Source organism: Streptomyces sp. NPDC088910 (genome assembly GCF_044749865.1).
In the GTDB taxonomy this organism is placed as follows: Bacteria; Actinomycetota; Actinomycetes; order Streptomycetales; family Streptomycetaceae; genus Actinacidiphila.
This window is the reverse complement of record NZ_JBIVIV010000001.1, coordinates 336,766-350,814: the sequence shown is the minus strand read 5'-3', so window position 1 is coordinate 350,814 and position 14,049 is coordinate 336,766. Positions and strand designations below refer to the sequence as shown.

Genomic DNA, 14,049 nt, shown 5'->3' with positions numbered 1-14,049 from the left:
TCTGGTGGGCCGTGGCCCGGGGGCGCGGGAGGCGGCCCGGTCGACGTGTCGCGGATTAGCCCGCGAGGGCGGGGTCGGTGGCCGCGTCCTCCGGCGCGGCGGCGGGGGACGAGCGGGGCGCGGTGGGCTCGGGGAGGGAGCGGAACAGCAGCCAGCTCAGGGCGGGCATGACGATGAGCGGGGTGAGAGCGGTACGCAGCGAGGTGGCGTCGGCGACCGCGCCGATGACGGGGGTGGCGAGGCCGCCGATGCTGACGGTGAGCCCGAGCGTGATGCCGCTGGCGGTGCCGACACGGGTGGGGAGGTAGTCCTGGCCGAGGGTGACCTGGAGGGAGAAGGGGACGTAGAGGCCGATCGAGGTGAGGGCGACGAAGAGGTAGAGGGCCGGTCCCGGGACGAGGACGACGCCCGCGACGGACGGGATCGAGACCAGATACGACCAGCGGGTGACGGTGACGCGGTCGTAGCGGCCGGCCAGCGAGCCGCCGAGGACGGAGCCGATCGCGCCGCCGATGTAGAGGACGAACAGCGCGGCGGTGCCCGCCACTTCACTGCCGCCCATGCGCTGCTTGGCGTACAGCGAGATGAAGGTGCTCAGGCCGATGAAGACGATCGAGCGGAAGACCACGGCCACGGAGAGCTTCACGAAGGACGCCCTGTCGTCGCGCCCGGCGGCGACGGCGGCCGAGGTCCCGGTGGAGCGCCGCCGTTCCAGCTCGCGCAGCACCGGCAGGCACAGCACGCTGCCGACGAGCGCGGGCAGCACCAGCAGCGGGGTGAGGCGCAGGCCGCCCGTCGCGACGACGGCGGCGACCATGAGCGGGGCCAGCGCGAAGCCGATGTTGCCGCCCACCGAGAACCACCCCATCGCGCTGTGGCTGCCCCCGCTCGCGAGGCGGGCGACGCGCGCGGACTCCGGGTGGTACGCGGCCACGCCGACGCCGGAGACCGCGACGAAGACGAGCGTGAGCGCGTACGAGCCGCTGACGCCGCTGAGCGCGATGCCCGCACCGCCGAGGACGGTGCTCACCGGCAGCAGCCACGGCATCGCCCACCGGTCGGTGAGCAGGCCGAACAGCGGCTGGGCCACGGAGGACAGGACGGACGCGGCGAGCACGATGCCGGAGGCGGCGGCGTAGCTGTAGGCGCGTTCGGCGACGAAGTAGGGGACGAGGGCCGCGACGGCGCCCTGGTAGATGTCGACGCAGGCATGCCCGAAGGACAGCAGCGTGATCGAGGTGTTTTTCGGCACGTCACCCATGGTCTTCAGGCGGTGATATGTCGGGCTTCCGATAAACTGCCAACCAATGACGAAAATCCGCCATGAGCCGGTCGCGCCGACCCGTACCGAGCGGCTGGCCCCCGGCGCGGAAATCGACCCGCACCGGCACGACGACCACCAGATCGTCTACGCCGGACGCGGAGTGCTGGCCATCACCACGAGCGCGGGCTCCTGGGTCGCCCCGGCCACCCGCGCCATCTGGGTCCCCGCCGGTACGGTCCACGCCCACCAGGCCCACGGCGAACTCGAACTCCACCTGGTCGGCCTCCCGGAGAACGAGAACCCGCTCGGCCTCGACACCCCGACCGTCCTGGCCGTCGCCCCGCTGCTGCGCGAACTGCTCCTCGCCCACACCCGCACCCCCGACGACGGCAGCCCCGAACGGGCCCGCCTGCGCGCGGTGTTGCTCGACGAACTGCGTGCCTCACCGCAGCAGCCGCTCCACCTGCCCTGGCCGGCCGCGCCCCAACTCCGGTCCCTGTGTGCGATCCTGCGCGCCGACCCGGCCGACGACCGTACGCTGACCGCCCTCGGCCGCCAGGTCGGCGCCAGCGACCGTACGCTGTCCCGGCTCTTCAAGAGCGACCTCGGCATGACCTTCCCGCAGTGGCGCACCCAACTCCGCCTGCACCACGCTCTGGTGCTGCTCGCCGAGAACACCCCGGTCACCGCCGTGGCCCACCGGTGCGGCTGGTCGTCCGCCAGTGCCTTCATCGACGTCTTCCGCCGCACCTTCGGCCATACGCCGGGCGCCCACCAGTCGCGGGACCAGGCCGGATAGCTCCTGCGCGGACGGTCAGGGACCGGCCGTCGCCAGGCGCAGCGTCTCCTCGACGGCCGCCGGAATGTCCTCGACGGGGAAGAGGACGTGCCGCACGGTGCGGTCGGGGGCGAGGACGAGGATGAGCCGTTTGAGGCGGAGCCGCCCGGCCCCGCGGAAGGTCGGCAGCCGCAGGGCGGCGGCCAGACGCTGCTGGGCGTCGGAGAGCAGCGGATACGGGACGGCTTCGGCGGTGGCGAAGGCCGCCTGTTCGTAGGGGAGTTGGGTGCTGACTCCGTGGACGGCGACGTCGGCGCGGCGGAAGTCGGCGTAGGCGTCGCGGAAGAGCCGGTTCTCCAGTGTGCAGCCGGGCGCGCCGGGGATCGGGTCCTCGCCCCAGTCGACGCCGGTGCCGGGGTAGGTGAACAGGACGGTGGCGGCGGCGTCCGGGGCGACGACGGGGCGCTCGGCGCCGTCGCTCGCGGGCAGTCGGAGATCCGCGGGCAGCCGCGCGCCCGTACCCGTACCCGTATCGGTACCGCCGCCCGCCAGGGCGTGCACGCGTGCGTGCTCCGCCCCGTCCGGCGGCGCGGTCGCCGTGGTCGTCCCGTCGCCGAGGACCCAGCGGTCGCCCCAGTCCTGCATCGCCACCAGCAGCGGGAGCAGGGCGAGCCCTGAGTCGGTGAGCAGGTATTCGTAGCGGACCGGGCGGCGTTGGTAGAGGCTGCGCCGCAGGACGCCGCGGGCGACGAGCGCGCCGAGCCGTTCGGTGAGCACCTTGCGGGAGAGGCCGAGTTCGGAGGCCAGGGCGTCGAACCGCACGTGGCCGCGCGCGATTTCGCGCAGCACGAGCACGTTCCACCAGTCGGCCATCACCACGGCGGCCTGGGCGATCCCGCAGTCCTCGTCGGCGTTGTGCATCCTCATCCGCACAGAGTACATTCACTTTCTGAACTCACTTTGTTCTCGCTCGGAACTTAGTCGTCGTCGTCGGCGCCGTCGTCATCCGCGTCGTCGCCGTTCGCGTCGTCGTCATCCGCGTCGTTGTCGTCCGCACCGCACGTGAGGAGCACCACCGCCATGGCCGCCAGGACCACCATCACCCGCGTCGTCGCCCGCGAGATCATCGACAGCCGGGGCCATCCGACCGTCGAGGTCGACGTCGAGCTGGCCGACGGTTCCACCGGCCGCGCGGCCGTACCCTCCGGAGCCTCGACCGGCGCCCGCGAGGCGGTGGAACTGCGCGACGAGGACCCGGCCCGCTTCCACGGCAAGGGAGTTCGGCGGGCCGTCGACGCCGTCAACGAGTCGATCGTGGACGTCGTCGTCGGCCTGGAGGCGGAGGACCAGGCCGCCGTGGACGCGGCGCTGATCGAGCTGGACGGCACGCCCGACAAGTCCCGGCTCGGCGCGAACGCGATCCTCGGCGTCTCCATGGCCACCGCCAAGGCCGCCGCGCACGCGCACCGGCTGCCGCTCTACCGCTACGTCGGCGGCGTGGACGCCCGGCTGCTGCCGGTGCCGATGATGAACATCGTCAACGGCGGCGCGCACGCCGACAATCCGCTGGACTTCCAGGAGTTCATGATCGCGCCGATCGGCGCGGCCACCTTCGCCGAGGCCGTACGCATCGGCTCCGAGGTCTTCCACACCCTGCGCGGCGACCTGCTGGCCGCGGGGCACAGCACCGCGGTCGGCGACGAGGGCGGCTTCGCCCCCGACCTGCGGACCGCCGAAGAGGCGCTGGACTTCGTCGTACGCGCCGTCGAGCGCAGCGGGTACAAGGCCGGCACCGACATCACCGTCGTCATGGACCCCGCCGCGTCGGAGTTCTTCCGTGACGGGGTCTACGACTACACCGGCGAGGGCGTACGTCGCAGCGTCGAGCAACACGCCGAGTACCTGGCCCAGTTGGTGGCGAACTACCCCGTGGCGTCCATCGAGGACCCGATGGCCGAGGACGACCGCGACGGCTGGCGGCTGCTCATGGCGCGCCTCGGCGACCGCTGCCAGCTCACCGGCGACGACGTCTTCTGCACCAACGAGACGCTGCTGCGCGAGGGAATCCGCGACGGCGTCGCCAACTCCGTTCTGGTGAAGGTCAATCAGATCGGCACGCTCACCGAGACGTTGGCGACCGTCGGCACCGCGCACCGCGCGGGCTACACCGTCGTGATGTCGCACCGCTCCGGCGAGACCGAGGACACCACCATCGCCGACCTGGCCGTCGCGACCGGCTGCGGCCAGATCAAGACGGGTTCGCTGTCGCGCTCCGACCGCACCGCCAAGTACAACCAGCTCATCCGGATCGAGGAGGAGCTGGGGACGCAGGCGCGGTACGCGGGCCGCGAGGCGCTCGGGCTGCGCCGCTAGCGGCACGCCGGGCCCGGGGGTGTGGCCGGGGGGTCGAGCGGGTCCAGGGAACGGTTTTCGTGGGGCGCCCGGCGAATGCGAGGCGAAAGGGCCGGATGCCGCCGCATGTGATAATCGTTAACGGTGTCTGGCCTCGCATGAGCGGACGCCTGATCTCCTCGCACCACCGGATTCCAGCGCGCTGCTGGATCTCCACCGCACCACCGGATTCCAGCGCGCCGCTGGAACTCCACCGCACCACCGGATTCCAGCGCGCCACTGGATCTCCACCGCACCACCGGGACCGCCGCCGTGCCATCGACCCGCATCGACCCGCAGGGAAGGACGATCACCCAGTGGGAAACGACGAGCTTCCCCCGGGACAGCGCAAGGTCAGGGGCTGGCCCGTCTCGCACTACGGACCCGTGCCCAGATTCCGGGCGGACCGGTGGAGCCTGAAGGTGTTCGGCGCCACCGCCGCCGGCGGCGAACACACGTGGACCCTTGAGGAGTTCAGCGCGCTGCCGCGCGCCACGGTCGCCGCCGACCTGCACTGCGCGTCCGGGACGACCTCGACCGGCCACGAGTGGTTCGGCGTCACCGCCCGCACCCTGCTGGACCTGGCGCCCCCGGCGCCGCACGCCACCCACGTCATGGCCTGGGCGGAGTACGGCTACAGCGCCAATCTCCGGCTCGCCGACTTCACCGCCGACGGCACCCTGCTGGCCACCCACCACAACGGTGACCAGCTCACCGCGGAACACGGCTTCCCCGTACGCCTGGTCGTACCGCATCTGTACAGCTGGAAGGGGCCCAAGTGGCTCCGTGCCATCGAGTACATGACGACGGACCGGCGCGGCTTCTGGGAGGAGCGCGGCCACCACAACCTCGCGGACCCCTGGAAGGAGCAGCGCTACACCCACCAGGAGGAGGACGGCGACGGCCCGGCGGTGTGACGACCGGCCTGACGCGTCCCCCGAGCCCCGTGCGCGGAGGTCAGCGGCCCAACTCGGCGGCCCTGGCCGCGCGCAGGGCGAAGACGTGTTCGCGGCGGTCGGCCATCTGACGCAGCGCCTCGCGCCGGTCGCGCCGTGAGAGGCGGTCGAGGTAGAGGCGGCCGTCCAGGTGGTCGGTCTCGTGCTGGAGGCAGCGCCCGAACTGGCCGTTGCCCGCGATGACGACCGGCTCGCCGTACTGGTCGAAGCCGCGCGCCACGGCGTGGTCGGTGCGCGGCACGTCCACCGTCGCGCCCGGCACCGACAGACAGCCCTCGGCGTCGTCGACGAGCCGCCGGTCGGCAGGCGAGGGTTCGTCGAGCACGGGATTGACGAGGTGCCCGGTGTGGTGGACGCCGTCGTCGTCCCAGCAGTCGTACACGAACAGCCGCAGGCCGACGCCCACTTGATTGGCCGCCAGGCCCGCGCCGTCGGCGACGTGCATGGTGAGCACCATGTCCTCGATCAGCTCGGCCAGTTCCGTGGTCCCGAATTCGGTCACCTCGCGGCAGGGGCGGTGCAGGATGTCGTCGCCGGTGACGGTGATGGCGCGCACGACGGCGCGCTCGGACACGTCGAAGGGGCGGGAGACCAAGGGGCTCACTCTCCTCGGAGCGGTGGCGTCGGCCAGGAGCTTGCAAAGCTCTTTGCAAAGTAGCAGGCTTTGCAAAGTGACTGAAGAAGAAGCGGAGACCGGAACGTCGGCGGACAGCGGTCTGCCCGACCACGACGTACGCCGCGACCTGCTCGGCCTGCTCGCCGAGGTCGGTACGGTCACGGCCACACAGGCGGCCGGGCGGCTCGGCTACAGCTCCGGCCTGTGCTCGTTCCATCTGCGGCAACTCGCGCGCTACGGCTACATCGAGGAGGCCCCGCACCGCGGTGGCCGCGCCCGGCCGTGGCGGATCCGGCAGGCGGGGGAGCCGGAGAAGGGGGAGGGTCCCGCGACGGAATTCGGGGAGCTGGCCCGTGGGTTGGAGGACGAGAGCTACCGGCGCTGGCAGACCCAGCGCGACAGCGCTCCCGCCCCGTGGCGGCAGGACGAGGCGTTCAGCGCGGTCGCGTATCTGACCCCGGAGGAGATGGCCGCCGTGGCCGACGCGATCCGGCAGACCCTCGCCCGCTACCGCGACCGGGAGCCGAATCCGGCGGCCCGCCCCGCCGCGGCCCGTCCGGTCGCGGTCGTCGCACGGCTCTTCCCGCTGCTGCCCGACGAGGGCTAGGGCCTGAGGTCGCAAGGTATCGATGCGGGTGTACGGGGGCCGGCGCGGGAGAACCGGCGTCGGTCACAGGGCGTTGCGCGCGCCCCAGCGTCCGCGGCGCCTTCTTGTGCGGGCCGCCGAGGTGGCCCAGCAGCACGAGCGCCGGCTGTTCTGGGCGGGAAAGCGGCGGCCGGAGCGGGCCATTGACCTCACCCATGGCGACGTCTCGTTCACGGACGCCTTTTGACGTCGTCCGCGCGGTGAACCGCACAGAAGACAGGCGGTGTTGCGCTCGGGAAGCGACCGGGCGATCCCGGCGCCTGCGGTGACGTCCACGCGGGCCGTCCACGCCGTGAGGAGGACAGGGAGCACCCCGTCAGAACCGGCCTTCACGGGTTCCACCTCCTCGCCTGGTGTGACGGTCCTGCGGACGCTACCAACGGCGCATCGCCCGCCCAACCGGTTTTACGGCCAAGCCCGCCCCGGCTCCGGCGCGTCGGTGCGGCCGGAACGGATGGATAGGCTTCCCGCATGGACGCCCGCGTGGAGATCGTCCGGGAGATCAGCCCGGAGACCGGTCAGGAACTCGGCGACGCCTTCGCCCGGCTGCTGCCGCAGCTGTCCGCGACGGCGCGGCCCCTCGCGCGGCTGGCCTTCCGGGCCCGCGAGTCGACGGTCTACCGCTTCCCGATCGACTAGCCGGGCCCCGGGCCTTCTGTCCCACGGCGAGTGGGCTCTACGGCGAGCGGCCCCTGCGGTGAGCGGTCCCCGCGGTGAGCGACACCGCACCGAGCGGTGCCACACCGCGCGGCCTTACGGCGGCGGTCCGACCATGAGCGGGGTCCGCCGTTACATCGGGCTGCGGTCATTTGCCTAAAGGATTTAGGTATGTGCATGATGGACTTAGGTAACGAGGAGGACGGCTGTGGTGCGCGTAGGACTGACACGGGAGCGTTTGGTGCGGGCGGGGGCGGAGCTGGCCGACGAGGTCGGGTTCGACGCGGTGACCGTCTCCGAGCTGGCCAGGCGGTTCGACGTGAAGGTCGCGAGCCTGTATTCGCACGTGCGGAATTCGCACGATCTCCAGACCGGGATCGCGCAGCTCGCACTGGCGGAAATGGCCGATCGCGGTGCCGCCGCCCTGGCGGGCCGGGCCGGGAAGGACGCGCTCGCCGGACTGGCGAACGTGTACCGCGACTACGCCCGGGAGCACCCCGGACGGTACGCGGCGGCCCAGTTCCGGCTCGATCCGCAGGCCGCCGCCGCGAGCGCGGGCGGGCGGCACGCGGAGATGACACGGGCGATCCTGCGCGGCTACGACCTCGACGAGCCGGACCAGACGCACGCGGTGCGGCTGCTCGGGAGCGTGTTCAACGGCTACGTCGGCCTGGAGATGGGCGGCGGGTTCAGCCACAGCGCGCCCGACACCCAGGACACCTGGGAACGCGTCATCGACGCCCTCGACGCCCTGTTGAAGAACTGGCCGGAAAAAGACGGAAGTTGAAGAGCAATGCCTACCGAGAACGACGTACGGACCGAGCACGGCGACTGGACCACGACCCTGTTCACCACGCCCGAGGGCGCGGAACTGGTGCGCGGCGCGCTGGAGTTGGAGCCCACCGGACACGGCGTACTGCCGCACCGGCTGCCCGCGCGGGCCCGCGCCCAGTGCGCCGACGCCCAGCTCGCCATGGCCGAGTCCCAACCCTCCGGCGTACGGCTGGTGTTCCGCACCCGCGCCACCACCGTGGAGCTGGACACGCTGCCCACCAAGCGCGTGTACGCGGGCGCGCCGCCGCGCCCCGACGGCCTCTACGACCTGCTGGTCGACGGCCGCCCCGCGGGCCAGGGCAGCGTGGCCGGCGGCCACACCCTGACCGTCGACATGAGCACCGGAACCGCCGAGCACAAGCCCGGCGACCCCGGCACCCTCCGCTTCGCCGAACTGCCCGACGCGGACAAGGACATCGAGATCTGGCTGCCGCACAACGAGACGACCGAGATCGTCGCGCTGCGCACCGACGCGCCCGTCGGGCCGGTCCCCGACCGGGGCCGTAAGGTCTGGCTGCACCACGGCAGTTCGATCAGCCACGGCTCCGACGCGGCGAGCCCCACCACCACATGGCCCGCTCTCGCGGCCTCCCTCGGCGGTGTGGAGCTGATCAATCTGGGCCTGGGCGGCAGCGCGCTGCTCGACCCGTTCACGGCCCGCGCCCTGCGCGACACGCCCGCCGACCTGGTGAGCGTGAAGATCGGCATCAATATCGTCAACGCCGACCTGATGCGGCTGCGCGCCTTCGGCCCCGCCGTGCACGGCTTCCTCGACACCATCCGCGAGGGCCACCCGGACACCCCGCTGCTGGTCGTCTCGCCGATCCTGAGCCCGATCCACGAGAACACCCCGGGCCCCGCCGCCTTCGACCTCGAAGCGCTCAGCACCGGAAAGCTGCGGTTCCGCGCCACCGGCGACCCGGCGGAGCTGGCGGCGGGCAAGCTGACCCTGACCGTCATCCGCGCGGAACTGGAGCGGATCGTCGCCGAGCGCGCGGCCACCGACCCGCACCTGTACTACCTCGACGGCCGCGAACTCTACGGCGAGGCGGACTACGCCGAACTGCCGCTGCCCGACGAGCTGCACCCGGACGCCGCCACCCACCGGCGTATCGGCGAACGCTTCGCCGAGCGGGTCTTCGCGGAGAGCGGCGCCTTCGCCGCGAGCCGGTAGCAGTACCCCTGAACAGGGCGGATGTGCGTCCGGGACCCCTCCCGGCGCAGGCGGTGACAATGGGCGACGGCCGCCGCCCACCGCCCGAGGAAGGGGACCGAGAGGGACCACCCGCCCCAGCCTGCACCGGACCCCGAGCCCCGGCACGTATCCGAACAGGACGGCGTGCCGAAGCCGCCGCCGGGACCGCCGCCGGGGCCCCCGCTGCGACCGCCGCCGGGGCCCCCGCCGGGTTATCTGCCGGGGCAGCGTCCGGGCCCCGTTGACGGGAACGAGGACGGCGGCGCGGGCCGGGCCATCGCCGGAGCCGTCAGGGGCGCGGGCGACGGCGGGCGCTCGCGCGACCCGCTGGCCGTCGCCCTCGCCAACGCCTCACTCCTCAGCGCCGGTTACCTGCTCCTCGGCCGCCGGGGCCCGGTCCTTCGGCAGCGGGTGATCGCGCTCGCCGTCCTCCTGCCGATGCTGCTGGTCGCGGGGCTGCTGCGGCTCGACGCCTCGCGGACCGAGGGGAAGGTGGCCGCCGCGCGCCGGAGCGGCGACTGCGCCCAGGCGTTGAGCGCCCAGGACGGTCTCTGGTTCGGCCCCCGCGTGGCCGACGCGCCGCTGACCGCGAGCGGCGACCGTACGGTACGGGCCTGCCACCGGCTCGGCGCGGCGCAGCACGAGCTGACCACCGGACTGAGCGGTGACACCCACGCGTTGACGGCGGGCTTCGACGGCCTGGCCGCCGTACTCGCGGATCTGCCGGGCCACGAGAAGATGGTCGACACCGTGCTGAACGGCTTCCTCGGCCGACTGCCCACCAAGGTGCCCTGCGACACCGTCACGGTCACCGACTGGCTCCGCCAACACAATTCCGTCCAGGGCGACTTGGGCCGGGCGGCGGCCGTCGTCCCGAAGACCGCGCCCGCCGCGCTCGTCGGCTGCGGTGACGACCTCATGGAGGCCAAGGAGTGGGCGAAGGCCCGCGACCGCTACCAGCAGCAGCTCGACCAGTACCCCGGCGACCGGCTCGCCGCCAAGGCCCGCAGCGGCGTCGAGCAGGCCACCTTGACCATCGAGCTGGACAACGTCCGTACGCTGCTGGGCACTTCGACCGACACCGAGCCCGACTACTGCTCGAAACCGGCGAAGTACAGCGCCGCCGCCCCCTACCGCAAGGGCACCAACCACGCGCTGTTCTACGGCGACGACGAGTACACCCGCGAACTGCCCGGCTCCTGGTCGGCCGACGACGTCACCAAGGCGGTACTCGTGGTCTGCGTCGGCGACAAGGACTACGGCACGACGGTCACAACCTGCCCGTACGAGAACAAGCTGCTGCCCGACTTCCCCCGCGAGGTGAAATTCCGCAAGATCGCGATCCCGGTGAAGGTGTTCGAACTGCGCACCGGCAAGCTCGTGTCGAGCCGTACCGTGCAGATCGGCGGCGGGAGTTGCCCCGGCTCCCTGTCGTACACCACCTACGGCACCATCGACACCGGGCCGCCGTCCGAGGTGTACGTCACGCCGTCCACGTCCGACATCCGGTCCGCGTTCAGACCGCTGCGCTGTACGCGGACTGGTCGCGGAATCGCCCGAGAGTGCGTCGCGGTGCTGCGGATGGACGCGGCCCGCGATCCCGACGATCCCGAGGTGGCCGCGCTCGTCGGTGAACTCAGCGTCCGGGACGAGGACTTCCGGACCTGGTGGGCGCGCCACCATGTCCGCGGGCCCCGGCAGCCGGGCGGGCGGCGCGACGACGAACCGGCCGACCGGGCGTAGGCGTACCGGGGCTGGCCGACCGGTCCTGGTCAACCGGACTGGTCAACCGGGCCTAGACGTCGGCCAGTACGCGCTCCAGGGCCGCGCGCCCGGCGACTCCCCAGGTGGGCTTTCCGCCGGGCAGGCCCTTCTCGGCCGCCTGGCCGACGCTGATGAGACCGAGCGTGGCCCGGACCGCGTAGCCGCGGGCGCGGCGGATCGTGGCCGGGTCCGTACGGCCGTAGGCGGCGAAGAAGCGGGGCGCCGCGCCCGCGGGCAGGAGCAGCCAGGCGGCGGCGAGGTCGTTCGCCGCGTCGCCCGCGCACAGCTCGCCGAAGTCGATCACGCCCGCGAGGGTGCCGTCCGTGACGACGACGTTCGCGGGGTGGAGGTCGCCGTGCAGCCACGTCGGCGGGGCGGTGCTCTCGGGGGCGGCGACGGCGTCCGCCCAGACCCGCCGGGCGCCGTCGGCCAGGCGCGCGTCGAGGCTGCCTTCGGCGAGGGCGGCCACGCCGTGGTCGAACCCGTCGGCCAAGGACTTCAGCGGGACACCGCGGTCCGGGTTGGCCGGTGCGTCGGCGGGTGCCTCCCGGTGCAGCGCCGTGAGGAACCCCGCGAGCGCGTCGGCCGCGTGCTCGCCCCGGCCGATCGGCGTGAGGTCCGCCGGGCTCCCCGGCACCCACCTCGTGACGGCCCACGGCCGCGGGAAGCGCGCGGACGGCTCACCGTCGCGTACCGGCGTCGGAACCGGCAGCGGCAGGCGCGGCGCCAGCAGCGGGAGCCACCGCCGCTCCTTCGCCAGCAGCGCCGGTGCGCGCGGCGTACGCGGCAGCCGTACGGCCAACTCCTCGCCCAACCGCCACAGTTGGTTGTCCCAACCGCCGTCCACCGGACGCAGTTCCAGCTCCGCCAGGTCCGGGTGCTGCTCCCGCACCAGCCACCGTACGACCTCCGCGTCGGCCGTCACGTGCCCGTGCCCGTCCACTTCCACCACGCGCCGTCCCGCCTCTCGCCGCCCGTCTGCCACTCGCCGTGACGGTTCCCTCTGTGACCGTATCCCCACAGTCGCGCCGTCCGCGCCGCCCGCCCCCTCCGGCGCGTGGCGAGGCGCGGGAGCGTTCCCCGCGCCCCTGAAAAGGTCGGCTCGCCGTCCGGACGAGAGACGGTGCCCCGTTAGGGGCGCGGGGAACTGCGCGGGTAACCCATCACCGGCCGGTGGTCCGGGGACAGTCGGATTGCCCCGTTGGGGCGGGTGGTGAGGTGCGGGAGCGCTTCGGCTGAGCGCGCAGTTCCCCGCGCCCCTTAAAGGCAGGCCCTGCGCCAGCGCGGCGCGCCCCCCCGGCGGGTGGTCCGGGGACGGCCGAAGTGCCCCGCTGGGGCGGGTGGTGAGGTGCGGGACCCCGCGCCGCCGAAAGGATCGGCTCCCCGTCCGGGCGAGAGACGGTGCCCCGTCAGGGGCGCGGGGAACTGCGCGGGTAACCCGTCACCGGTCGGTGGTCCGGGGGCAACCGGTTTGCCCCGTTGGGGCGGGTGGTGAGGTGCGGGAGCGCTTCGGCTGAGCGCGCAGTTCCCCGCGCCCCTTAAAGGCAGGCCCTGCGCCAGTGCGAGGCGCCTTCCCCGTGCCCCTAAGGGGCCCAAGCCCTTGGGAGGGTCGCCCCCGGCGGGGGGCCTGGTAAAGGGCCGTCTTCCTCCGCCCAGCGCGAGCGTACGGCCTTGACGGATGGGACTGTGAGCGCTAACACTTAGCAGCATCACGGAACGGAGAGCCATGTCTCGCACCGCGGACCCGGCAGCGCCCCGCAGGGCCCCCACCATGGCGGATGTCGCCCAGGTGGCGGGCGTCTCGCATCAGACGGTGTCGCGGGTGCTGAGCGATCACCCGAATGTGCGGGACACCACGCGCGCGGAGGTGCTGCGGGCGATCGAGGCGCTGGGGTACCGGCGCAACTCGTCGGCGCGGGCGCTGGTGACGCGGCGGACGCTGACGCTGGGGGTGGTGGCGTGCAATCCGACGCTGTTCGGCCCGGCGAGCACGCTGTTCGGGCTGGAGGAAGCGGCGCGGGACGAGGGCTACATGGTCTCCGCGGTGACCCTGCGGCGGCACACCCCGAAGGCGCTCGCGGACGCGATCGACCACCTCAGCGACTGGGGGGTGGAGGGCATCGTGGTGATAGTGCCGGAACGGGAGGCCGTCGCCGCACTGGCCGAGCTGAAGCTGCCGTTTCCCGTCGTCACGGTGGAGGGCGGGCACGGCCTGCCGATCCCCGGCGTCTCGGTGGACCAGGAGCTGGGCGCGCGGCTGGTCACGGGCCATCTGCTGGCCGGCGGCCACCGCACGGTCTGGCATGTCGCGGGCCCGCAGAACTGGCTGGAGGCCGAGGCCCGCGTGCAGGGCTGGCGCGCCACGCTGGAGGAGGCGGGCGTCGAGGTGCCGCCGCCACTGGTGGGGGACTGGACGCCGCTGTCGGGCTACCGCGCGGGACAGGAGCTGGCGGGCCGGGTCTCGGCGGGCTCCGGGCGCCGCGGTTCGCCCGAGGTGTCGGCCGTCTTCGTCGCCAACGACCAGATGGCGCTGGGGGTGTTGCGGGCCTTCCGTGAGGCCGGTCTCTCGGTGCCGGGCCAGGTCGCCATCGCGGGCTTCGACGACATCCCTGAAGCCGAGTTCTTCGCGCCGCCGCTGACCACCGTCCGGCAGGACTTCACCGCGGTCGGCCAGGCCAGCATCCGCCTGCTGGTCGACCAGTTGGAGTCCGGCACCACCCGCGGCGGCGAACGCGTCGTCATCGAACCGCGCCTGATCGTCCGCAGCAGCAGCAACCCGTCCTGAGGGCGGCGGTCCGTACGGGCGGCGCACGGCACCGCGGCACGGATCGCAGCACGCGTCGCCACAGGTCCGGCCACCGGACCGGCACCGAGTCCGGCCGCACATCCCGCAGCACCTCTCGCAGTACGTCCCGCAGCACGTCCCGCAGGACAGAACAGGACCGCAC

The 14,049-nt window shown here is 73.0% G+C and carries 14 protein-coding genes; 9 read left to right on the top strand and 5 right to left on the bottom strand.

What is annotated here, in order from left to right:
- Positions 1-55: 55 nt before the first annotated feature.
- On the bottom strand, positions 56-1,261 hold the full coding sequence (locus ACIP4Z_RS01490; RefSeq protein ID WP_401304158.1) for an MFS transporter: 1,206 nt from the start codon (positions 1,259-1,261) through the stop codon (positions 56-58).
- Between the two features lie 46 nt (positions 1,262-1,307).
- Between ACIP4Z_RS01490 and ACIP4Z_RS01485 the strand changes: the two genes are divergently transcribed.
- Positions 1,308-2,063: a helix-turn-helix transcriptional regulator gene (locus tag ACIP4Z_RS01485; protein WP_355334659.1), complete on the top strand. Its 756-nt coding sequence runs from the start codon at positions 1,308-1,310 to the stop codon at positions 2,061-2,063.
- Between the two features lie 15 nt (positions 2,064-2,078).
- Here ACIP4Z_RS01485 and ACIP4Z_RS01480 read toward each other — a convergent pair whose 3' ends face one another.
- Both ACIP4Z_RS01480 and ACIP4Z_RS01475 read right to left on the bottom strand, forming a co-directional pair.
- On the bottom strand, positions 2,079-2,969 hold the full coding sequence (locus ACIP4Z_RS01480; RefSeq protein ID WP_391047235.1) for a winged helix-turn-helix transcriptional regulator: 891 nt from the start codon (positions 2,967-2,969) through the stop codon (positions 2,079-2,081).
- A 50-nt stretch (positions 2,970-3,019) separates the two neighbouring features.
- Complete coding sequence (locus ACIP4Z_RS01475; RefSeq protein ID WP_401304153.1) at positions 3,020-3,142, bottom strand: hypothetical protein; 123 nt, start codon at positions 3,140-3,142, stop codon at positions 3,020-3,022.
- On the opposite strand from ACIP4Z_RS01475, the gene eno reads away from it, so the two are divergent.
- The gene (eno, locus tag ACIP4Z_RS01470) at positions 3,123-4,415 is read left to right on the top strand and encodes a phosphopyruvate hydratase (RefSeq protein WP_401304150.1); all 1,293 of its coding nucleotides are present in this window, start codon (positions 3,123-3,125) and stop codon (positions 4,413-4,415) included. The two genes, ACIP4Z_RS01475 and eno, sit on opposite strands and share 20 nt — an antisense overlap.
- A 335-nt stretch (positions 4,416-4,750) precedes the next feature.
- A complete protein-coding gene (locus ACIP4Z_RS01465; protein WP_391047229.1) occupies positions 4,751-5,350 on the top strand; it encodes a molybdopterin-dependent oxidoreductase in 600 nt (199 codons plus the stop codon).
- 40 nt (positions 5,351-5,390) lie between these two features.
- Here the strand turns inward: ACIP4Z_RS01465 and def are convergent, their stop codons facing one another.
- Positions 5,391-5,984: a peptide deformylase gene (gene def / locus ACIP4Z_RS01460; RefSeq protein WP_401304146.1), complete on the bottom strand. Its 594-nt coding sequence runs from the start codon at positions 5,982-5,984 to the stop codon at positions 5,391-5,393.
- A 76-nt stretch (positions 5,985-6,060) separates the two neighbouring features.
- Here def and ACIP4Z_RS01455 point away from each other — a divergent pair, with 76 nt between their 5' ends.
- The 5 genes from ACIP4Z_RS01455 to ACIP4Z_RS01435 all read left to right on the top strand — a co-directional run bounded on the left by ACIP4Z_RS01455 (position 6,061) and on the right by ACIP4Z_RS01435 (position 11,080).
- A complete protein-coding gene (locus ACIP4Z_RS01455) occupies positions 6,061-6,612 on the top strand; it encodes a winged helix-turn-helix domain-containing protein (protein ID WP_401304143.1) in 552 nt (183 codons plus the stop codon).
- Between the two features lie 510 nt (positions 6,613-7,122).
- The gene (locus ACIP4Z_RS01450) at positions 7,123-7,290 is read left to right on the top strand and encodes a hypothetical protein (protein WP_401304140.1); all 168 of its coding nucleotides are present in this window, start codon (positions 7,123-7,125) and stop codon (positions 7,288-7,290) included.
- Positions 7,291-7,516: 226 nt separating this feature from the next.
- On the top strand, positions 7,517-8,095 hold the full coding sequence (locus ACIP4Z_RS01445) for a WHG domain-containing protein (RefSeq protein ID WP_355334633.1): 579 nt from the start codon (positions 7,517-7,519) through the stop codon (positions 8,093-8,095).
- A gap of 6 nt (positions 8,096-8,101) precedes the next feature.
- Positions 8,102-9,316, top strand: a complete 1,215-nt coding sequence (locus ACIP4Z_RS01440) for a GDSL-type esterase/lipase family protein (RefSeq protein ID WP_401304136.1) — start codon at positions 8,102-8,104, stop codon at positions 9,314-9,316.
- A gap of 165 nt (positions 9,317-9,481) precedes the next feature.
- Positions 9,482-11,080, top strand: coding sequence for a hypothetical protein (locus ACIP4Z_RS01435; protein ID WP_401304133.1), 1,599 nt, complete (start codon positions 9,482-9,484; stop codon positions 11,078-11,080).
- 52 nt (positions 11,081-11,132) lie between these two features.
- Here the strand turns inward: ACIP4Z_RS01435 and ACIP4Z_RS01430 are convergent, their stop codons facing one another.
- Complete coding sequence (locus ACIP4Z_RS01430) at positions 11,133-12,053, bottom strand: phosphotransferase (protein WP_401304130.1); 921 nt, start codon at positions 12,051-12,053, stop codon at positions 11,133-11,135.
- Between the two features lie 774 nt (positions 12,054-12,827).
- Between ACIP4Z_RS01430 and ACIP4Z_RS01425 the strand changes: the two genes are divergently transcribed.
- On the top strand, positions 12,828-13,886 hold the full coding sequence (locus ACIP4Z_RS01425; protein ID WP_355334624.1) for a LacI family DNA-binding transcriptional regulator: 1,059 nt from the start codon (positions 12,828-12,830) through the stop codon (positions 13,884-13,886).
- Positions 13,887-14,049 lie beyond the last annotated feature (163 nt).

Excerpts from the sequence above, each read along its gene's own strand:
- ACIP4Z_RS01485 (WP_355334659.1), top strand. The coding sequence starts at position 1,308 with ATGACGAAAATCCGCCATGAGCCGGTCGCGCCGACCCGTACCGAGCGG.
- ACIP4Z_RS01440 (WP_401304136.1), top strand. The coding sequence starts at position 8,102 with ATGCCTACCGAGAACGACGTACGGACCGAGCACGGCGACTGGACCACG.
- ACIP4Z_RS01475 (WP_401304153.1), bottom strand. The coding sequence starts at position 3,142 with ATGGTGGTCCTGGCGGCCATGGCGGTGGTGCTCCTCACGTGCGGTGCG.
- eno (WP_401304150.1), top strand. The coding sequence starts at position 3,123 with ATGGCCGCCAGGACCACCATCACCCGCGTCGTCGCCCGCGAGATCATC.
- ACIP4Z_RS01425 (WP_355334624.1), top strand. The coding sequence starts at position 12,828 with ATGTCTCGCACCGCGGACCCGGCAGCGCCCCGCAGGGCCCCCACCATG.
- ACIP4Z_RS01490 (WP_401304158.1), bottom strand. The coding sequence starts at position 1,261 with ATGGGTGACGTGCCGAAAAACACCTCGATCACGCTGCTGTCCTTCGGG.
- ACIP4Z_RS01480 (WP_391047235.1), bottom strand. The coding sequence starts at position 2,969 with ATGAGGATGCACAACGCCGACGAGGACTGCGGGATCGCCCAGGCCGCC.
- ACIP4Z_RS01450 (WP_401304140.1), top strand. The coding sequence starts at position 7,123 with ATGGACGCCCGCGTGGAGATCGTCCGGGAGATCAGCCCGGAGACCGGT.